The 18,929-nt window shown below is 33.7% G+C and carries 15 protein-coding genes; 8 read left to right on the top strand and 7 right to left on the bottom strand.

The window, feature by feature from the left end; translation table 11 throughout:
* Positions 1–42 precede the first annotated feature (42 nt).
* Complete coding sequence (locus tag BLT22_RS11020; RefSeq protein ID WP_087059301.1) at positions 43–651, bottom strand: NfeD family protein; 609 nt, start codon at positions 649–651, stop codon at positions 43–45.
* Between the two features lie 537 nt (positions 652–1,188).
* On the opposite strand from BLT22_RS11020, the gene glgB reads away from it, so the two are divergent.
* The 6 genes from glgB (at position 1,189) to BLT22_RS10990 (ending at position 10,886) form a co-directional block, all read left to right on the top strand.
* Positions 1,189–3,105, top strand: coding sequence for a 1,4-alpha-glucan branching protein GlgB (glgB, locus tag BLT22_RS11015; RefSeq protein WP_091763271.1), 1,917 nt, complete (start codon positions 1,189–1,191; stop codon positions 3,103–3,105).
* A gap of 98 nt (positions 3,106–3,203) precedes the next feature.
* Entirely contained in the window at positions 3,204–4,349 is a 1,146-nt protein-coding gene (locus BLT22_RS11010; RefSeq protein WP_087059297.1) for a glucose-1-phosphate adenylyltransferase, read from the top strand.
* Complete coding sequence (glgD, locus tag BLT22_RS11005) at positions 4,339–5,502, top strand: glucose-1-phosphate adenylyltransferase subunit GlgD (protein ID WP_091763269.1); 1,164 nt, start codon at positions 4,339–4,341, stop codon at positions 5,500–5,502. The genes BLT22_RS11010 and glgD overlap by 11 nt, the downstream gene beginning before the upstream one ends.
* A gap of 16 nt (positions 5,503–5,518) precedes the next feature.
* Positions 5,519–6,958, top strand: coding sequence for a glycogen synthase GlgA (glgA, locus tag BLT22_RS11000; protein WP_091763301.1), 1,440 nt, complete (start codon positions 5,519–5,521; stop codon positions 6,956–6,958).
* 100 nt (positions 6,959–7,058) lie between these two features.
* Complete coding sequence (locus BLT22_RS10995) at positions 7,059–9,494, top strand: glycogen/starch/alpha-glucan phosphorylase (protein WP_091763266.1); 2,436 nt, start codon at positions 7,059–7,061, stop codon at positions 9,492–9,494.
* Positions 9,495–9,635: 141 nt separating this feature from the next.
* Entirely contained in the window at positions 9,636–10,886 is a 1,251-nt protein-coding gene (locus tag BLT22_RS10990) for an NCS2 family permease (RefSeq protein WP_176935473.1), read from the top strand.
* A gap of 39 nt (positions 10,887–10,925) precedes the next feature.
* On the opposite strand, the gene BLT22_RS10985 is transcribed toward BLT22_RS10990, so the two are convergent.
* Positions 10,926–11,276, bottom strand: coding sequence for a DUF4828 domain-containing protein (locus tag BLT22_RS10985; protein WP_091763260.1), 351 nt, complete (start codon positions 11,274–11,276; stop codon positions 10,926–10,928).
* 411 nt (positions 11,277–11,687) lie between these two features.
* Positions 11,688–12,512, bottom strand: a complete 825-nt coding sequence (locus tag BLT22_RS10980) for an undecaprenyl-diphosphate phosphatase (protein ID WP_091763255.1) — start codon at positions 12,510–12,512, stop codon at positions 11,688–11,690.
* A gap of 209 nt (positions 12,513–12,721) precedes the next feature.
* Here BLT22_RS10980 and BLT22_RS10975 point away from each other — a divergent pair, with 209 nt between their 5' ends.
* A complete protein-coding gene (locus BLT22_RS10975; protein ID WP_236048928.1) occupies positions 12,722–13,345 on the top strand; it encodes a PTS sugar transporter subunit IIA in 624 nt (207 codons plus the stop codon).
* 71 nt (positions 13,346–13,416) lie between these two features.
* Here the strand turns inward: BLT22_RS10975 and BLT22_RS10970 are convergent, their stop codons facing one another.
* From BLT22_RS10970 to BLT22_RS10955, 4 genes are all read right to left on the bottom strand, one after another.
* Positions 13,417–14,040: a flavin reductase family protein gene (locus tag BLT22_RS10970; protein WP_087057460.1), complete on the bottom strand. Its 624-nt coding sequence runs from the start codon at positions 14,038–14,040 to the stop codon at positions 13,417–13,419.
* Positions 14,040–15,050, bottom strand: coding sequence for a ring-cleaving dioxygenase (locus BLT22_RS10965; RefSeq protein ID WP_091763253.1), 1,011 nt, complete (start codon positions 15,048–15,050; stop codon positions 14,040–14,042). Before BLT22_RS10965 ends, BLT22_RS10970 begins: the two co-directional genes overlap by 1 nt.
* A 25-nt stretch (positions 15,051–15,075) precedes the next feature.
* Positions 15,076–15,927, bottom strand: coding sequence for a VOC family protein (locus tag BLT22_RS10960; protein WP_091763249.1), 852 nt, complete (start codon positions 15,925–15,927; stop codon positions 15,076–15,078).
* Positions 15,928–16,096: 169 nt separating this feature from the next.
* On the bottom strand, positions 16,097–17,128 hold the full coding sequence (locus BLT22_RS10955; RefSeq protein ID WP_091763247.1) for a lactonase family protein: 1,032 nt from the start codon (positions 17,126–17,128) through the stop codon (positions 16,097–16,099).
* A gap of 214 nt (positions 17,129–17,342) precedes the next feature.
* Between BLT22_RS10955 and BLT22_RS10950 the strand changes: the two genes are divergently transcribed.
* Positions 17,343–18,539, top strand: coding sequence for an AI-2E family transporter (locus BLT22_RS10950; RefSeq protein WP_087057464.1), 1,197 nt, complete (start codon positions 17,343–17,345; stop codon positions 18,537–18,539).
* Positions 18,540–18,929 lie beyond the last annotated feature (390 nt).

The raw sequence follows: 18,929 nt of genomic DNA, 5'->3' as shown, positions 1-18,929 counted from the left end.
ATCCATCACCTAAATATCCTTCCAAATCTTTCATCTCCTAATTTATTTTTTTCTTACTAAAATTTTAGTACCTAATACTTTTTCGACAACTACTTCAGTGTCTTTAGAGATATGACCATCAGAACTTAAAACATCTACAAGTGTTTCATCAGTTATCCCAAAAGAGACTTTCCCGGATGGACGCAAAGGAGTTTGTGCAATTCCTTCTAGTCCAGGCTTAATCTGAGTTGTCTTTTTCGTAGAGTCAGTTTGCTGTGAGACTTGTAAATTGGTATTCAATATTAGCTTATTGACATTTGAGAGCGAATAACCAGTTCGTACAAGATAAAAAACAACACCAGAGGTAATAACAATAGACATACTTAGATCACGGATGGTTGTTCCAATATCTCCGATGGTTAAGTACAATCCCGCAATTAATAAGATAGTACCAATCGCTCCTGCAATACCGAACTCTGGAATGAAAATTTCAAAAATTACCAGTAGTAATCCTATAGTGAACAGTAAGACAGGTAGCCATGTATGGACCCCAATAAAACTGAAATATAAAATAAAACTAATTAAAGTTAAACCTAATCCAGTCTTGGATAAAGGTGTCAAAATAGCCACAGCGACTCCGATAAAGCCAACCGCAAGTAATAATCCTTCCATTTCTTAGCCTCCTTTTGAGTTAAATAACCTCCTTCGATCATCTTACACTAATAATGATATCATTTTAACACTCCAAAGTCATCGGTCTAGGGTCGGATTATGTATAGTTTTTTAAATTGAATGAGCTAAGTGAAGGCAGAAAAAGTGTTTACGAAATGTTGATGATAACACAAGTTTTTTTAAATGTTAAGTATGCAATAAAGAATAAAGTTTTATACATATTGAATAATTATAAAACATAAAACTTGTCAGCTGAAATAATTTCCTGAATTCTAATTTAACTAGCGATTAAATATGGAAGAACTAATAGATCTATAAATGCTATTGTAGTAAAGTTTATATTGGATAATATTTTTTTGACTTTCTTCTAATATAAGTGAAATCATTTGGTAAAGTGTGAAAACTAAGATACAATATTTATAGAAGTGAATAATTATATGGTTTAGTACATGTTAACTTATTTGTACATTTTTAATTTAAATAAAAAATTTTTAATGAGAATTTTTTTCTCACCTGTGGAGATAGGAGGGCCCATCAGTGCAAGATGAAAGTATTGTAAAACAAACGAATTTAGAATATGAAAAATCAAAGTACTTATTTAATATTGGGGAAAACTATGATAGCTACCTAACTTTAGGGTGTATCAAAGTGAAAAATGGTTTCCGATTTACAGTTTGGGCACCAAATGCATTAGAAATATTTGTAGTCGGAGATTTTAATCAGTGGCAGGAAGAAGCCGGTATGGAGAAAGATTTGAAAACCGGTATCTGGTCAATAATCATTCCAGAAGCTAGAGAAGAAGATCATTACAAATATAAAATAGTACAGGCAAATGGGAAGACCATTTATAAAATTGATCCTTTTGCATTAGCTTTTGAAGTTAGACCTAAAGATGCCTCTGTTGTTCGAGCTTTACCTGAGAAAAAATGGACAGACGGAGTATGGATGGCTAGCCGGAAAAAACGGGCGATTTATGAAAAGCCATTGAATATTTATGAAGTACATCTGAGTTCTTGGAAACAACATCCTGATGGCTCTTGGTATACGATAAAACAGCTTCAGGATGAGTTGATTCCCTATGTAAAAGAGATGGGCTATACTCACATTGAATTCTTGCCCCTTATGGAACATCCTCTTGATGCAAGCTGGGGCTATCAAGTAACCGGATTTTATGCTATTTCCTCTAAATTTGGAAAAATGGAAGAGTTTCAGAATTTTGTAGAAGCTGCACATAAAGAAAATATCGGAGTAATAATGGACTGGGTCCCCGGCCACTTTAATCGAAATGATTATGGACTTGCTTATTTTGATGGTACTCCTCAGTTTGAATATGAAGAAACTGATCGAGCAAACAATAATCGCTGGGGAACATTAAATTTCGATTTGGGAAAAGATCAAGTTCATAGTTTCCTTATTTCTAATGCTTTGTTTTGGATTGAACAGTTCCATCTTGATGGGTTAAGAGTAGATGCAGTAAGCAATATGTTATATCTGGACTATGATCTGGGAGACTGGATACCAAATGAGGACGGCACAAATCATAACCGTGAAGGAGTACAATTTATTCAGAAAATGAATAAAACAATTTTTAGTAGACATCCTGATTTGTTAATGATGGCTGAGGAGAGTACCGCTTGGAGTAAAGTAACCCACCCAGTTCATGAAGGTGGATTGGGATTCAACTATAAATGGAACATGGGTTGGATGAATGATACTCTAAAGTTCTTTGAAATGGATCCCATTGATCGGAAAAACAACTTTAATTTGATTACTTTCTCATTTATGTATATGTTTAATGAAAATTTTGTATTACCAATTTCACATGATGAAGTTGTCCATGGAAAAAAATCATTGATGCATAAAATGTATGGTGATCGTTATAACCAGTTTGCTGGTCTTAGGAGCATTGAAACGTTTAAAATCATGCACCCTGGTAAAAAGCTCCAATTCATGGGTTCAGAATATGGTCAGTTTTTAGAATGGAAATATAATGAAGGCCTGGAATGGAAAGACCTAGAAGATTCTCAAAATAAATATCATCATGAATTTACTAAACAATTGAACCAGTTTTATAAAGAAGAAAAAGCATTATGGGAAATAGATCATCAACCTGATGGTTTTGAAATATTAGAGGCAAGTAACAACGAAGAAACTGTCTTGTTTTTTATTAGAAAAGGGAAAAAAACTAGAGATTTTTTAATCGTTTTATGTAATTTTGTTCCAGTTGAACGTCAAAATGTTAGAGTAGGTGTTCCGTTTAAAGGGCAGTACGAAGAAGTATGGAATACTGAATCAAATGCATTTGGTGGTACTTGGACGAAAGGCCAAGGCATATTGAAATCGGAACAAATAAATAAACATGGATATGATGATTCAGTTAACTTGATATTGCCAGCACTTAGTATAGTAGTATTGAAACCTAAGCGTATATATGGTGTCGCAAAAAAAAGATAGCGAACATTGATTTTACATCAAAAAGCAAATGCGCGTTTTAGAAAAGATAGAATAATTATAAGGAGGGAAGGAAGGTCTCAGGACACTTCCGATAATATATGAAAACAGAAACGGTAGCTATGATATTAGCTGGGGGACAAGGTTCGAGGTTAGGGAAATTAACAAAGCAAATTGCTAAACCTGCTGTGCCATTTGGCGGGAATTACCGAATCATAGACTTTGCTTTATCTAATTGCGCAAATTCAGGTATTAATAACGTTGGAGTAGTAACACAATATCAGCCATTGGTATTGAATCGTCATGTTGGGAATGGTGCAAGCTGGGGATTAAATCGACATAATGGGAATGCAACCATATTACAACCTTATTCAAGTGTTGATGGTGAAAAGTTTTTTAGAGGTACTTCACATGCGGTATATCAAAATATAAGTTATATTGATCAACAGAACCCTGATTATGTTGTGATTTTGTCAGGAGACCATATCTATAAGATGGATTATGAAAAAATGTTGGATTTTCATAAAGAAAAAGCAGCTTCACTTACAGTAGGCGTTATGCCAGTCGAGTGGGAAGAAGCTTCTCGATTTGGCGTAATGAATACAGATCGTACAGATCGAATTACTGAGTTTCAAGAAAAACCAGACGAACCAAAATCAAATCTGGCTTCCATGGGCATTTATATCTTTAACTGGCCAAGATTAAAACAATATCTTGTTGATAACCAATCAAAAAATCGACAAATGGACGACTTTGGCCATCATGTTATTCCAGCTTATTTAAGAAATAGTGAAGCAGTTTATGCTTATAAATTTAAAGGATATTGGAAAGATGTGGGAACAGTTGAAAGTCTCTGGAAAGCAAATATGGAATTCTTAAATCCTGATCATGAATTAAATATAAGAGACACAGATTGGAAAGTGTACTCTCAAAATCCTAATACAACTCCTCAGTTCTTAACAGAAACAGCGAAAGTGAAAGATTCTATGATTACTGATGGCTGCTATATTTCAGGTGAAATTAATCACTCTGTACTTTCACATAATGTTAAAGTGGGTAAAAATTCTATTGTAAAAGATAGTGTGATTATGTCAGGAGCCGTAATTGGGGAGAATGTTACAATAGAAAAAGCTATTATCGGAGAAAACGCAAAAATATATGATGAAGCAAGAATTGTTGGAGAAAATGGAGAAATATCTGTAGTAGGATATGAAGAAGAAGTAGGAGGATACAAAGATGCGGAATAAAATAGCAGCAATATTTAATTTAGTGGAAGACGATGAAAAACTCAGCCCCTTAACCAAGAGAAGACCTATCGCGTCTCTGCCTTTTGCTTGCCGTTATCGGTTAATAGATTTTCCGTTTTCAAGCTTGTATAATGCCGAAGCTGTTTCAGCAGCCCTATTTATATCAGAATCTGGACATTCACTCTATGATCACATTAGATCAGGAGCAACTTGGGGGTTAGATTCTATTACTGGAGGAGGCGTTTTTACACACTCGCAAATTCGCCTCAAGACAAAAGTAACCGAACATAAATACTCAGACTCTTACTATGAGGATCATTATAAGTATGTGACCAGTTCAAAGGCAGAATATATTTTGTTAATGGGTTCAAGTATGTTAGCAAATATTCAAATTAAATCTTTGGTGAATTATCATAATGATAAAAATAGTGACGTAACAATTGCTTATAAAAATATTCCGAGGAATTCATTAAGAGAAGATACGGTATACGACAAGTATAATTTTGATGAAGATAAAACTGAGAAAGTAACAAGCATTTCTCCGCTTTCTGAGTCGACTTTTGATCATAAGCTGGTTCCTGTTGGGATCGAAGTGATGGTCATCAATAAGAAAACATTCTTAGACTATCTTCAAAAAGCAAGAGAACATAATTTGTGTGTCAGCGTTAAGTCATTCGCTCAACTGGCGTTAGCAGATGAGGATAAGGTTTATGGGTATGAGTACACAGGTTATTTGAAAGCTATCGAAGATATCCAAAGTTACTTTGAAGCGAACATGGAAATGTTGAATGAAGATCACTTTAATGCTTTATTTTACAGAGCAGATCCAGTTTTGACTCGTTCTAAAAATTCAGCTCCGACTTTTTATGGGCCAGATGCACAAATCCATAACTCTCAATTAGCTAATGATTGTGAAATATATGGAGAAGTTACGAATTCACTTTTATTTAGAAGAGTGAATATTGCAAAAGGAGCTAGAGTCGAGAATTCTATCATTATGCAGAACTCTTATGTAGAAGAAGGCGCTACGCTTAAGTATGTTATTTTGGATAAACATGTATATGTAAAAAAAGGTGCCCACTTGGAAGGTACACCTGATAATCCTATTGTTATTGGTAAAAATGAGATTGTCGAAGGAAATGGAACTTTATGAAAGGGTGAAAAACACGATGAATATTGTTTTTACAGCTTCTGAATGTGCTCCTTTTTTTAAAACAGGTGGACTTGGAGACGTTATGGGTGCTTTACCAAAAGAACTTGCAACAGGTGAGCATGATGTTCGAGTGATTTTGCCATATTATAAACAAAAAATGCCAGAAAAATATCAGAATCAATTAAAAGACATTACCAGTTTCAACCTTAAGGTTGGTTGGCGCAATCAGTATTGCGGTATTAAAGCTTTAAGCCAAGATAATGTGACTTATTACTTCGTAGATAATCTTTATTACTTTGATCGTCCGACTCTGTATGACTATGCGGATGATGGGGAAAGATTTGCTTTTTTCTCTCAAGCAGTGATTGAAATGCTTGAGAAAATCGAGTTCATTCCAGATATTTTACATGTAAATGACTGGCAAACCGCAGTTATTCCAGTATTACTTAAAGATAAATATCACTGGGTTAATGCACTTAAAGATATTAAGACAGTATTAACTATTCATAATATCTTATTTCAAGGAAAGTTTGATCAGGCAGTATTATCTGATTTATTTGATATGGGATATAGTGCCTACCATGATCATGGTCTTAAATATGAAGACCAAGTAGGGTGGTTAAAAGGTGGGATTTATTATGCTGATTTGGTTACGACTGTCAGTCCTACCTATGCGAAAGAAATCAAGACACCAGAGAATGGTTATGGACTTAATGAAGATCTAAGTAATATATCTTACAAATTAGTTGGGATTTTAAATGGAATTGATTACGATATTTATGATCCTGAAAAAGATCCGACGATTCCAAATAATTTTTCAGTAAAAGACTTTTCTGGGAAAGCTAAAAACAAAATGGTCCTTCAAGAAAGATTTGGACTTCCAGTGAATGAAAAAGTTGCTTTAATTGGAATAGTAACTAGATTAGATGAACAAAAAGGGGTCCAATTGATTACTGAAGCAATGGATGAATTAATGTCATATCGAAATGTTCAAGTTGTTTTGATTGGAACTGGAAAAGATTATTTTGAAGATTCATTCCGATATTTTTCAAATAAGTATCCAGAAAAATTTAGTGCAAAAATCGAGTTTGACAGCGATCTTGCTCAATTGATATATGCTGGTTCTGATGCTTTCTTAATGCCTTCAAAATTTGAACCATGTGGATTATCTCAGCTAAATTCTTTAAGATATGGTACGTTACCAATCGTTCATGAAGTTGGAGGGCTGGTGGATACTGTTGCAGCTTATAATAAAGAAACAGGTAAAGGGGATGGTTTCACTTTCTATGGATTTAACGCTAGAACTATGCTTGATACGATTGACAGAGCATTGACCGTTTATTATGAAAAACCTGATCAATGGAAAAAAATGATGGTCAGAGGAATGAATAAGGATAACAGTTGGCATAAATCTGCAGAAAAATATTTAGACCAATATAAATATTTAGTATACTAATGGGTATCCCTTGGATTTTTCTTAGCTTTAAATTGCACAAGAGAAATCAAAGGGGTATTTATTTAAGCAATTGGCATTTTTTAAAATTAAGGGGGAAGTTATGTTTAACTCAACTAAAGAATTTATTAAAGAATATAAGAAGACATTCGAAAATCTTTATGCTTTTACTTATAATCAAGGTACAAATGAACAGCAGTATATTGCTTTAGGGACTTTGATAAAAAATAAACTGTCAAAAAACTGGCAGGATACTCGTGAGCAGTATTTAAATGATAAAGTAAAACAAGTGTATTATTTCTCAATGGAATTTTTGCCAGGACGGCAATTGAAAAGTAATGCTTATAACATGGGGATTTTGCCAATGATTGAGGCAGGGATAGAAGAATTAGGATTAAATATTGATCAGTTAATAGAAGCAGAAGCAGACCAAGCTTTAGGAAATGGTGGACTAGGACGTTTGGCCTCATGTTTTATGGACTCGTTAGCTTCTTTAGGTATTCCTGGAAATGGAAATGGCATTCGTTATCAATATGGCCTTTTTCGTCAAAAGTTTGTGGATGGCTATCAAGTAGAATTGCCGGAGTATTGGTTGCGCAATCAGAATGTATGGGAAACCAGAAACGATCAATCTTCCTACATAGTTCGTTTTGGAGGAAATGCTTGGTTAGAAATGGATCATCAGGGACATTTGATTCCGAAATATGAAGATACACTGAATGTCTTAGCAGTACCTTATGATACACCAATGGTTGGTTACCGGACTAAAAAAATCAATAATTTACGTTTGTGGTCAGCTGAGATTCCCGTAGAAGAAGAAGAAAATTATCGTACTATTCAAGAAACTGAACCAATAAAAGAAATTACACAAGTTTTATATCCGGATGATTCAAATTTTGAAGGAAGATTATTGAGATTAAAACAAGAATATTTTATGGTATCTGCAGGTGTTCAGTCGATTGTTAAACAATTCAGAAAATATAATCTTCCAAGAAAATACTTTCCGGAAAAAATAGCCATGCATATTAATGATACGCATCCTTCACTTGTTGTTCCTGAATTAATGAGGATACTAATAGATGAAGAGCATTTAAGCTGGGAACAGGCCTGGGAGATTACAGTGAAGACTTGTAGCTATACTAATCACACTGTACTGAGAGAAGCTCTTGAAAGATGGCCAATAGATATGATGCAGTCGCTTCTACCGAGAATCTATATGATCATAGAGGAAATCAACCAAAGGTTTGTGGAAGAAACGCTACCATTATACGGTGGAAAACTCACTTGGCAGACGGCGATCCTACAAGATGGAATGGTAAATATGGCTCATATGGCAATTATTGGTAGTCACAGTGTAAACGGCGTAGCCCAGTTGCATACGGAAATATTAATGAATGATGTCTTAAAAGATTTTTTCACCATTTACCCGGAGAAATTCAATAATAAGACAAATGGAATTACACAGAGACGGTGGATCCATTTAGCAAATCCTGCTCTTACTCAATTAATTGATGAGAAAATAGGAGAAGAGTGGAAACAAAATCCTGCAGAATTAAAATTATTGAAAAGCTTTGAACATGATGAGGAAACACTGAATGAACTAGGGGAAATAAAATATCAAAATAAAGTAAAACTAGTTAAATATATTGAAGAAGTTCAAGGAATAAAAATTAACCCGAATGCAATTTTTGATGTACAAATCAAGCGACTTCATGCTTATAAAAGACAACATTTGAATGCGCTGCATATTCTAGATCGATATCTGAGAATAAAAGAAAATCCATCAATGGATATTCAACCAAGAGTATTCATTTTTGGCGCTAAAGCAGCCCCAAGTTATCAATATGCTAAACAAATTATCAAATTGATTAATTCTATAGCGGACTTAGTAAACAATGATCCAGATGTTGGAGATAAATTAAAAGTTGTATTTTTCGAAAATTATGGCGTTTCACTAGCTGAAAAGATTATTCCGGCAGCAGAAGTTAGTGAACAAATTTCTCTTGCAGGTAAAGAAGCTTCTGGAACTAGTAATATGAAACTAATGGCAAATGGTGCTCTAACTCTAGCTACGCTTGACGGAGCAAACATTGAAATTAAAGAGTATGTTGGAGATGAAAATATCTTTGTATTCGGTCTATCAAGTCAAGAGGTGACAGAATTAGGGGAAAATCAGACCTACAATTCTAGATATTTATATGATTCAAACGATCGATTGAACAGAGTATTAAATGCATTAGTGGATGGAACAATTCCCAATGCTCAACAAGAAGGTGGAGCGGTTTTTGATGCGTTAGTTCATTATAATGATGAGTATTTTGTTTTAGAAGATTTTGATGATTACATCAAAGCACAAGATGAAATTGACATAGTCTATTCGAATAAAAATGAATGGAATAAAAAATCACTACTCAATATAGCGGCTTCAGCGCCTTTTTCAGCGGATTATACAATCAAAAAATATACTGATGAAATATGGAAAGCTAAACCTCAATGTAGCGGTAAAGAAGGAGTCCATCCTTTAAGTGAACCTCTCTGAAATTTATTCAAAAAGATTAGAGGATAATTTATTAAATATGTATGATTCTTGACGGATACTTGTTTTAGCTTTCTATTTCGTTGATTAATTGATACACTATAACGTGCTGTGTCTTTAATAAAAGCAAAAGGACGAGATAATGTGTTAAATAGATTTGAACTAGATAATTATAATACTACTATTAAACAAGAGATACTTGCTGGTATCGTATCTTTCTTTTCAATATCCTATATATTATTTGTTAATCCAAGTATTCTCTCGCAAGCAGGTGTTCCGGCTGAATATAGTATTTTCTCAACAATTTTTATTGCAGTAATTGGAACTTTTTTAATGGGGATTATGGCAAATGCTCCTGTGGTGATGGCACCAGGAATGGGAGAAAATGCATTTTTTGCGTTTACTTTAGTAGCGGGATTAGGGTTAACATGGCAACAAGGGCTAGCGACTGTGATTATAACAGGGATACTTTTTGTATTGGTTGCTTTTTTAGGTGTAATGAAGCTCTTTAGTGAATCGATTCCTAAAGAGCTAAAGCAAGCTATTACAATTGGGATTGGCTTATTTCTTATACTGATAGGACTAGAAAATACCGGTTTACTGATTGAAAACACACTGAAGTTGAATTGGATTGGACTAACGGGGCTTTTTTTAGTAATTATGTTAAAACGTTTGAATGTAAAAGGTGGATCTTTAATCGCTATTTTACTGACGACCGCATTATATTGGCTTATTAATTTTCAGTCAATGGAAGCCATTAGTTTTAATCTGAAACCAATAAAAGAATATAGTAAAATGCTGACAGCAGCAGATTATAGTAATGTGTTAAGTGTTGAATTCTGGCTAGGCGTTTTTTCACTATTGATGCTTTTAATCTTTGAAACGATTGGGATGTTAGAAGCGCTTATACCAGATCAAAAAAGGGTAAACAAAGGTTATAAAGTAGGGGCTATCACAGGACTTTTATCGGGGTTATTAGGTACAAGTCCAGCAATTCCGGTTGCAGAAAGTGGAGCAGGAATTGCTGAAGGTGGAAAAACAGGATTGACCGCTATCACGGCTAGTATATTATTCTTATTCTCCATTATTTTTACCCCATTTTTATCGTATATTCCCTCAGAAGCAGTTGGGCCTGTCATCATTGTGACAGGGGCTACAATGGCTATTGCAAATTTAAAAATGCGACTGAAACATTTTATGGATTGGATACCGGTAATATGCATTATTGTCATGATTCCCCTTACAGGAAGTATTGTTGAAGGGATGGCATACGGATTTATTGCGTTTCCAATTATTAAATCAGCAACGGGTAGAAGAAAAGAGACGAATCCTGTGTTGTGGGTGATTAGTGTCTTGTTCTTACTAACATTAATTTCAACGTTTTTAATTGCTTAATCAAAAAAAGCACTCAGAGAAAAGAAATTCTGAGTGCTTTTAATTTTTAATGATTTTTTCGATGGGATAAGTTATACCATCCAGTTCATCAAATAAATAATATTTTTCGTTATCTTTTTTTTCGAGAATCAGACTATAACCAAAATGGTCTTTCATAATTAACTGATTAGGTGATCTTTGAGGTAATATACTCTTTAGGGGTTTAGTATTGTACTTTCCAGTTCCCTCAGAAAATATTTCTAATGAAATATCTTTAAGAGACTTTGGTACATTAACAGACCATTTTCCGATTAATTCATTTTCACAAATTAAATTTCTGCTTGTATGGGATAAGTTTTTCTTTGATTGAGAAAATTTTTTGAGTTTTCTAAAAAGAGATGAAAGGTTCATTCTTAATACTCCTTTTGATTTTCTAAACGGATAGATTGTCTATTAAGCATACTATACCGTTTATTTTCTTATAGTGAGTATCAATTGTGTTACAATTTACCGTTATTTTACTAAAAATCATTTCATAATATTACAACTCTGCCAAACTAAGGTGAAAATATATGTTAAGAAGTTTTGATTGACTGAGGAACTTAAATTGGTAAGGAAATAATACGAATAAAGGAATCCGTGTTATTTAGAAAGTTAATCTAAATAGTCCGCTATATTAAAAAGCCACTCTGTATATGATACAGAATGGCTTGAATAATAAAATAGTTTATTTAATATAGATAAATGATTAGTATATCAGGTGGTATAGTATCTGTTATTTGATTTTTATACTTCATGCTCTCAGTTGAATGAACCTTTCTTTTACCCTATGATCATGAAATAACCAATGACTAATATTCCAACAACAATTCTGTACCATCCGAAAGAACTGAAGTCATGACGACGGATATAAGACATTAAGAACTTGATAGCAAAGACGGAAACAATAAAAGATACGACACATCCTACTAGTAAAATAATGAGTTCAGAAGAAGTAAAGTTAAAACCAAACTTCCCTAATTTTACAATACTAGCACCTAGCATGATAGGAACTGATAAAAAGAATGAATATTCAGCTGCTATAGGTCTTGCTATACCAATCAAAATGGCGCCTACAATTGTTGCTCCAGATCTAGATGTTCCTGGAATCAGTGCAAGTACTTGGAAAAAACCAATGATTAAGGCCATTTTATAAGTTAGATCATTAAAGGTTGAAACTTTTGGATGCTTGTTTTTGTTTCTCTTTTCAATAACAATAAATGCTATTCCGTAAACGATTAAAGTAATAGAAACGGTGATCCAGTTATAAAAATGTTCATTAATCAGGTCATCAAATAAGAGCCCGATTACTCCAGCAGGAATAATACCAACTAAAACTTTGAACCAGATATCCCATGTTTCTTTCTTCTGTACATCGTCTTTAGAAGGTGCAAATGGATTCAGTTTATTGAAGAACAACAAAATGACAGCCAGTATTGAAGCAAGTTGAATAACCACCATAAACATAGTTTTGAACTCTGGAGTTGTGTCTAAAACCAAAAATTCATCAAATAAAATCATATGACCGGTACTACTTATCGGAAGCCACTCTGTAATGCCTTGAACAATTCCCAACAAAATTGATTTAAAGATTTCTATTAATAACATAATATACTCCTATTCCTTTATGTATGATTATTTTTGAACTTATCTATCATACCGAATTTTTGTGAAGATTCCAACCGTTCTTGATAATATTATTAATCCTTAAGTAAAACATAAAAATTAAAGTCACTTTTTAATAACAATTTAAGCCTATAGTTTCTAAATTAAGATAGCATTGAACTATTCTTACATATTTAGAAGAAAAAGGACTTATGATCCATATTGATTCAACTATTCTTAATAAATATGGTAATATAAAGTATAATCAAATTGAATATAAGATTGAATCTTATTATTCAGAATATATTAAAAAAATGAAAGCAGGGATAGTAATGGGAATGTTTGATTTTCTTAAAGGAAAAGGCGGAGACAGCGATAAAACGCAAACGCTGACAAGTCCAGCTAATGGTAAAGTTATTGCGATTGAAGAGGTAGATGATCCTGTATTCTCACAAAAAATGATGGGGGACGGATTTGGAGTTGTACCTAACGATGGAGATGTTTATGCTCCTGGATCTGGAAAAGTTGTTAGCGTTTTTCCGACACAACATGCAGTTGGTTTGGAATTAGATAACGGAGTGGAAGTGCTTGTTCATATCGGGATTGATACTGTTGAATTAGAAGGTGCCCCTTTTGATACATTAGTTAAAGAAGGAGATACAGTAACACCGGATACTAAAATTTCTACTGTAGATTTGGAAGCACTAGCTGCAGCTGGAAAAGAAAATACTGTGATTATCATATTTAGTAATATGGAGCAGGTTGAAAACTTCGATTTAACCACAACAGGTGAAACAACAAAAGGTTCTGAGATTGGGACAATTTCTGCAAAATAAGTTTTTATAAAAAGGCACAGATCAAATTTACTTTGATCTGTGCCTTTTTTTTGTGAATGTGCAATAAAAATTTATTTTGTTGGTCTTTTATAGGAAAAAAGTTTTCCCATTTCTGAGTATTGGCTTCCGGATAATCGAGCAGTAGGATTCAGCGCTTCGGGTATAATATACTCTTTTTCAGCATCAAAAACTGTTTCATCGAAGTAGTAATCAGTTACTTTTAACAATAATAAATCTGAAACGATATTTCCTTCTTCATCTTTTACAGGAACATGTTGATGGAGAATTGTTTCAAATCGGATCTTTGCTTCTTTGATCCCTGGAACATTTATTGTAGAACTTTCAATCAGGGTTAAATCTGTTCTGTCTAATTCGCTTATATCAGGAGGAAGCGGGGCAGATGTTGTATTCATTGCTTCAGTTAGACTTATATCAACAATATGCACGACGGCTTGTTTTTGTTCCAGAATATTTCGGGCAGTATCTTTCATCTTAAAATTATTCCGCAGCACAGCTACAGTCAGTAAAGGAATCTGATTGGATGCTGCACTAAAAAAGCTGAAGGGTGCAGCATTCACTATATCTTCTGTTGTATTCATAGATGTAACCCAAGCAATTGGACGAGGGATTACACTTCCGGAAATGAACTTATACTCTTGCTTTTTATTGAGGTCTTTTGATTTAAAATGATACATTACTGAACCTCATCAAATCCGAAGTACTCTTTTTCGAAATTCTTTGTACTTCTAACTGTATCTATCGGACGAACCATTTGTTCAATTTGTTCACGATGCTCTTCATACGCAGGTGGCAAAGCCAATTTTTCTCCTAAATTATCGTAACTTTCTTGATAATCAATAAATCCAGGACCATCTGTGGCAAATTCAAACAATACTCCAGGATACATACGAGAGTATAGAGATTCAAAATAGAAGCGATCAACATATCCAGAATTGGGAATACCTAAATTACTGATGCGTTCTGTCCAGTAGTCAAGAACTGCTCTGTTTTCTACACGGAAAGCTACATGGTGAACACTACCGTATCCTTGGCGAGCAGGAGGAAGTACGGTGCTTTCTTCAATAATTACTCGACCACCGTTTCCACCTTTTCCCATTTCAAATAGTGTATACTGATTTTCTTTTGCGATTTTTCTAAAGTTCAATGTGTTTTCTAGAACTGTTGACATGTGTTCAATATTGGATACTCTAATCAAGATGGGACCCAAACCATATATTCCAAACTCTTCAGGTACCGGACCGTTTTTCCAAGGTTTTCCTGGGGCTACGCCTTCAAGATTTTCGTCAGAGACTAATTGATATTGCTGTTCATCGAAGTCTTCAAATTGGATAACTTTTACACCAAATTGTTCTTTAATTTCAGAATGTTTCACATCATAATGATCAAAACGTTTTAGCCAATAGTCTAGTGCGCGGTTATTTGGCACTCTAAAAGACGATCTGGAAATATCATTGGTGCCTTTTGAACCTTTTGGAGTATTTGGAAAATCAAAGAATGTCATATCAGTTCCTGCATTTCCTTCATCGTCAGCGAAAAACAGATGATAGGTTTGAATGTCATCTTGATTAACGGTTTTTTTTACTAATCTTAAACTTAAAACATTTGTAAACCACTCATAGTTCTTTTCTGCGCTGCTTGTTATTGCGGTAACATGATGGATACCTTTTAATTCTTGATTTGTCATTTTATTGCCTCCTGTAGAATAATATTTAATGGTTAAAAGTGATTTTTCGGTTACCTAATTGTTTTAAAGGTTCATCTATTGTAAATCCTGGTCTCTCAGTTGCGAGCTCGATACGTAAGCCCGAAGGACTCTTGACATATAAACTGATAAAATAGTGCCTATCAATTAATTTTTCGATCTGATATCCGTATTTTTCAGCTCTGACTTTGAAGTATTTGAGATCTTCATTCGTTTCAACTGTTAAAGCAATATGATCAATTGAACCCCTTCCCAATCGTGAACGATCATCGGTATGACTTTCAATCAAATTTATTTGCTCTTCTGAAGTAGGGTTAAGCATAAAAGGATCAGATAAAGCCAGCCAATTTTTTAAAAATTGTTTTTCTTTATCAACTATAGAAGTATGAATGTCGACTTTAGAGATCTGAATCAACTGATGTTTCTCATTGATCTCAGAACCAGAAATAGGTGCTGTAGAAAGATTCCGGTCAATAGATTCTTGTAGTCTGAGCCCGAGACCATCAGGATCAACTAAGTTAATTGAGGACTGTTCAATGTCAGTTTCAAACTTAATAGTATAATGCTTTAGCCTGTTTTTCCAGTATTTCATACTTCCTTTTGGGATGGTCAAAGTAACTGTTCCAAAGTATGGATCATTTTTATAGCTTTGTCCTATATTAGGATAAACAAAAAAAGTCAGTAAGGTACCTGGGGTTCCTCGATAATCTCCATAAAATAAATGAGGAGTCTGAAAATTTTCTTGATGAACGGTCTGTTTAACTAAACGTAACCCCATAATATGAGTGTAAAAATAAAGATTGTCTTCCATCGATTTAGTGAATGCAGAAATATGATGGAATCCTTTTACTTCTGGCATAACTATTCACTCTTTTCTATAGATAACTAGTTTGCATTTAACGATCATCATAAAGAATATATAACAAATTCATTTATCTCGAATTCGTTATATTTATTCTACACTATTTACTTACAAAAGAAAAGAGGCGCTTTTTTAAAAGCGCCTCTTTAGAAGAGTGGGAATGATCTTATACAAAAGCTACACATACTACTTCAGGTGCATAAACATCTTTTTGCAGTAAAGATAATTTTCCAGTTTCAGCGTTTCTTTCGAATAGCGTCAAATTATCAGAATCTTGATGTCCGACCACAATGAATTGTCCACTAGGATCAATATTGAAATCTCGTGGAATTTCTCCTTCAGTTGGCACATAATCCACTAATTCCAGCGTGCCATCTTCTTGTACAGCAAAGATAACGATTGAATTATGTCCACGATTTGAGGCATATACGAATTTACCATCTTTAGAGATACGGATTGCTGCTCCACCATTGAAACCAGTGTGTTCTTCTGGAATAGATGAGATAGTTTGTAGGTGAGAGAGAGTTCCGCTTTCACTATTATAGGATAATGCAATTACATCACTGCTTAATTCTCCGAATAGATAAGCTAATTTACCATTCGGATGAAAAACAATATGTCGAGGACCAGTGCCTGGAGCAGTAGAGATTATATCTACTTCAAAAAGCTTTCCGTCGTCGTTTACTGTATAAGTGATTACTTCATCAGTTCCCAAGTCACAGGCAACTAAATACTTTTCGTCAGGAGTTAAATCAAAATAATGAGCATGAGCAGATTTTTGATTCTCATGGACAGATTTTCCTGAATGTTGTATGGTGTCCGTTAGTTCAAGTGCACCATTCTCATCTGTTTTAAATACTGAAATTTCCCCACTGTGATAATTTGCAGTGTATAAAAAATTTCTTTTTGGATCATAGGAGATGTAACAAGGTGAAGAACCTTCTGCAGTGTAAACATCAGTTGTTGCATATGTCCCATCATCAGTTTTTTTGAGAGCTATGATCCCCCCTTTATTTCCATCTTTTAATACAGTATATAAAAACGTACCATCTTTAGAGACATCAAGATAAGTTGGACTTCCAACTTCTGCTTCTAAATGGATATCACCTAATGTTTTCTTTTCAGTATCTAACTCAATACTATATACACCTTTGCTTTTTCTTTTAGTGTAGGTTCCTAATAAAATTTTTTTGATCATGGAAAATCCTCCTTAGTTAGTTTGAACTGGTTGAAATTAGTATACCAAAACTTAAGATATTTATGAAACGGAATTCATTACCCTTTTTTAGGGTAAAATCTGATTAATATAAATGGATAGGATGATTAAAGAAGTTATAGATTTCTTAAGAATGTTTTTGATTGGGATATGATAAACTATAATTATTAGGTAACACCTTGAGGGAGGATCAATAATGAAAGAGCATCATAATGATAGCCGGACAACTAATTTTAAACAATCTTGGTTTTGGAAACAAATTATTAATAATAAAGTCGTTTCTGTTTTATTGGTTAGTTTGTTGATATTTTTTAATATTTTTATGTTGGGTAAAATTTCAGGAATATTTCAACCAATAGAAATAGTATTGAGTATAGTAGGTCCTCCGGTAGTTTTTTCAACTATTTTCTATTACTTATTGAATCCTGTAGTAGATTGGTTAGAAAAAAAGAGGTTTACTCGTAATACTGCAATTGCATTTGTTTTTTCACTTATTATTTTACTTATTATCGTAGGGATTAATTTTATTGTACCGATTATCCAAAGGCAGCTGGAATCGTTGATTGAGAATTGGCCAGTTTATTGGAATAGTTTAATGGTTCAGTTAGATGAATTATTAGGTACAGAAGCTTTTACTGGATTTATGGATAAAATGAGTGAGACTTCTTTGATTGATAATTTAAGCGGACAAGCTTCTGGGTTTCTAAATGTTACAGTAGGAGGAATTGGAAGTTTTATTGGTACCTTGACACAGGTAGGGATTACTTTATTTACGACTCCTTTTATCCTTTATTACTTGTTAAAAGAGGGGGATAAAGTTCCTGATAATATTTTAAGAGTATTGCCAACAAAGATTCGCGGAAATATGAGGGAAATATTAGAAGATATCAATAAGCAAATTAGTTCTTATGTTAGAGGACAGTTGATTGTTGCAGCTGCAGTAGGGATAATGTTTTGGGTTGGATTTTCAATCATTGGATTAGATTTTGCTCTAACTTTAGGCATTTTTGCAGGCTTTATGAATTTAATACCCTATCTAGGATCGTTTCTAGCAATGATTCCGGCAGTAATTGTTGCAATTGTAGATTCACCTTTTATGTTAGTTACTGTCTTAGTGGTATTTGGAATAGAACAATTTTTAGAAGGAAGAGTCATTTCGCCACAAATTTTAGGTAATACTTTGAAAATTCATCCGATTAATATTATTTTTTTACTATTAGTAGCGGGTAGATTATTTGGTGTAATGGGAGTTATTTTAGGAATTCCAGGTTATGCTGTCCTTAAGATCATAGTATCCAGAACGTTTGCTTGGTACCAGAAATATTCTGGGCTTTATGAGGAACAAGATTTAACAGATTATTCGGAATTGATTAAAAAGGAAGATAATCGCTAAAGCAAGGTGGGAAAAGTAGCTGGGACAAAAGTCTTCATTGTCTAAAAATTTGAAGTGTCGGAAAATCAAGAACGTCGTCAAATCAAGGATATGATTTTGATTTGACGGCGTTTTACTTTCTAGCTCGTTTGCTCTCAGTCTCTATCTTTATTGTTACGCAGGCCAATTTCTCTAAAAATAGATACTTTACTTGAGTATAGAAACCTGACTGAAATGAGCTGAATGGTGTGATATGCTGCTCTTATCTGGTAACTGAATGGAGAACTCTTATTGAGTTGATTGATATGCTGCTTTTATCTGGTAACTGAATGGAGAACTCTTATTGAGTTGATTGATATGCTGCTTTTATCTGGGAACTGAATGGAGAACTCTTATTGAGTTGATTGATAT

It is taken from the genome of Marinilactibacillus psychrotolerans, from assembly GCF_900101525.1.
Lineage (GTDB): Bacteria > Bacillota > Bacilli > Lactobacillales > Carnobacteriaceae_A > Marinilactibacillus > Marinilactibacillus psychrotolerans.
This window is presented reverse-complemented; position numbering and strand designations above follow the sequence as displayed.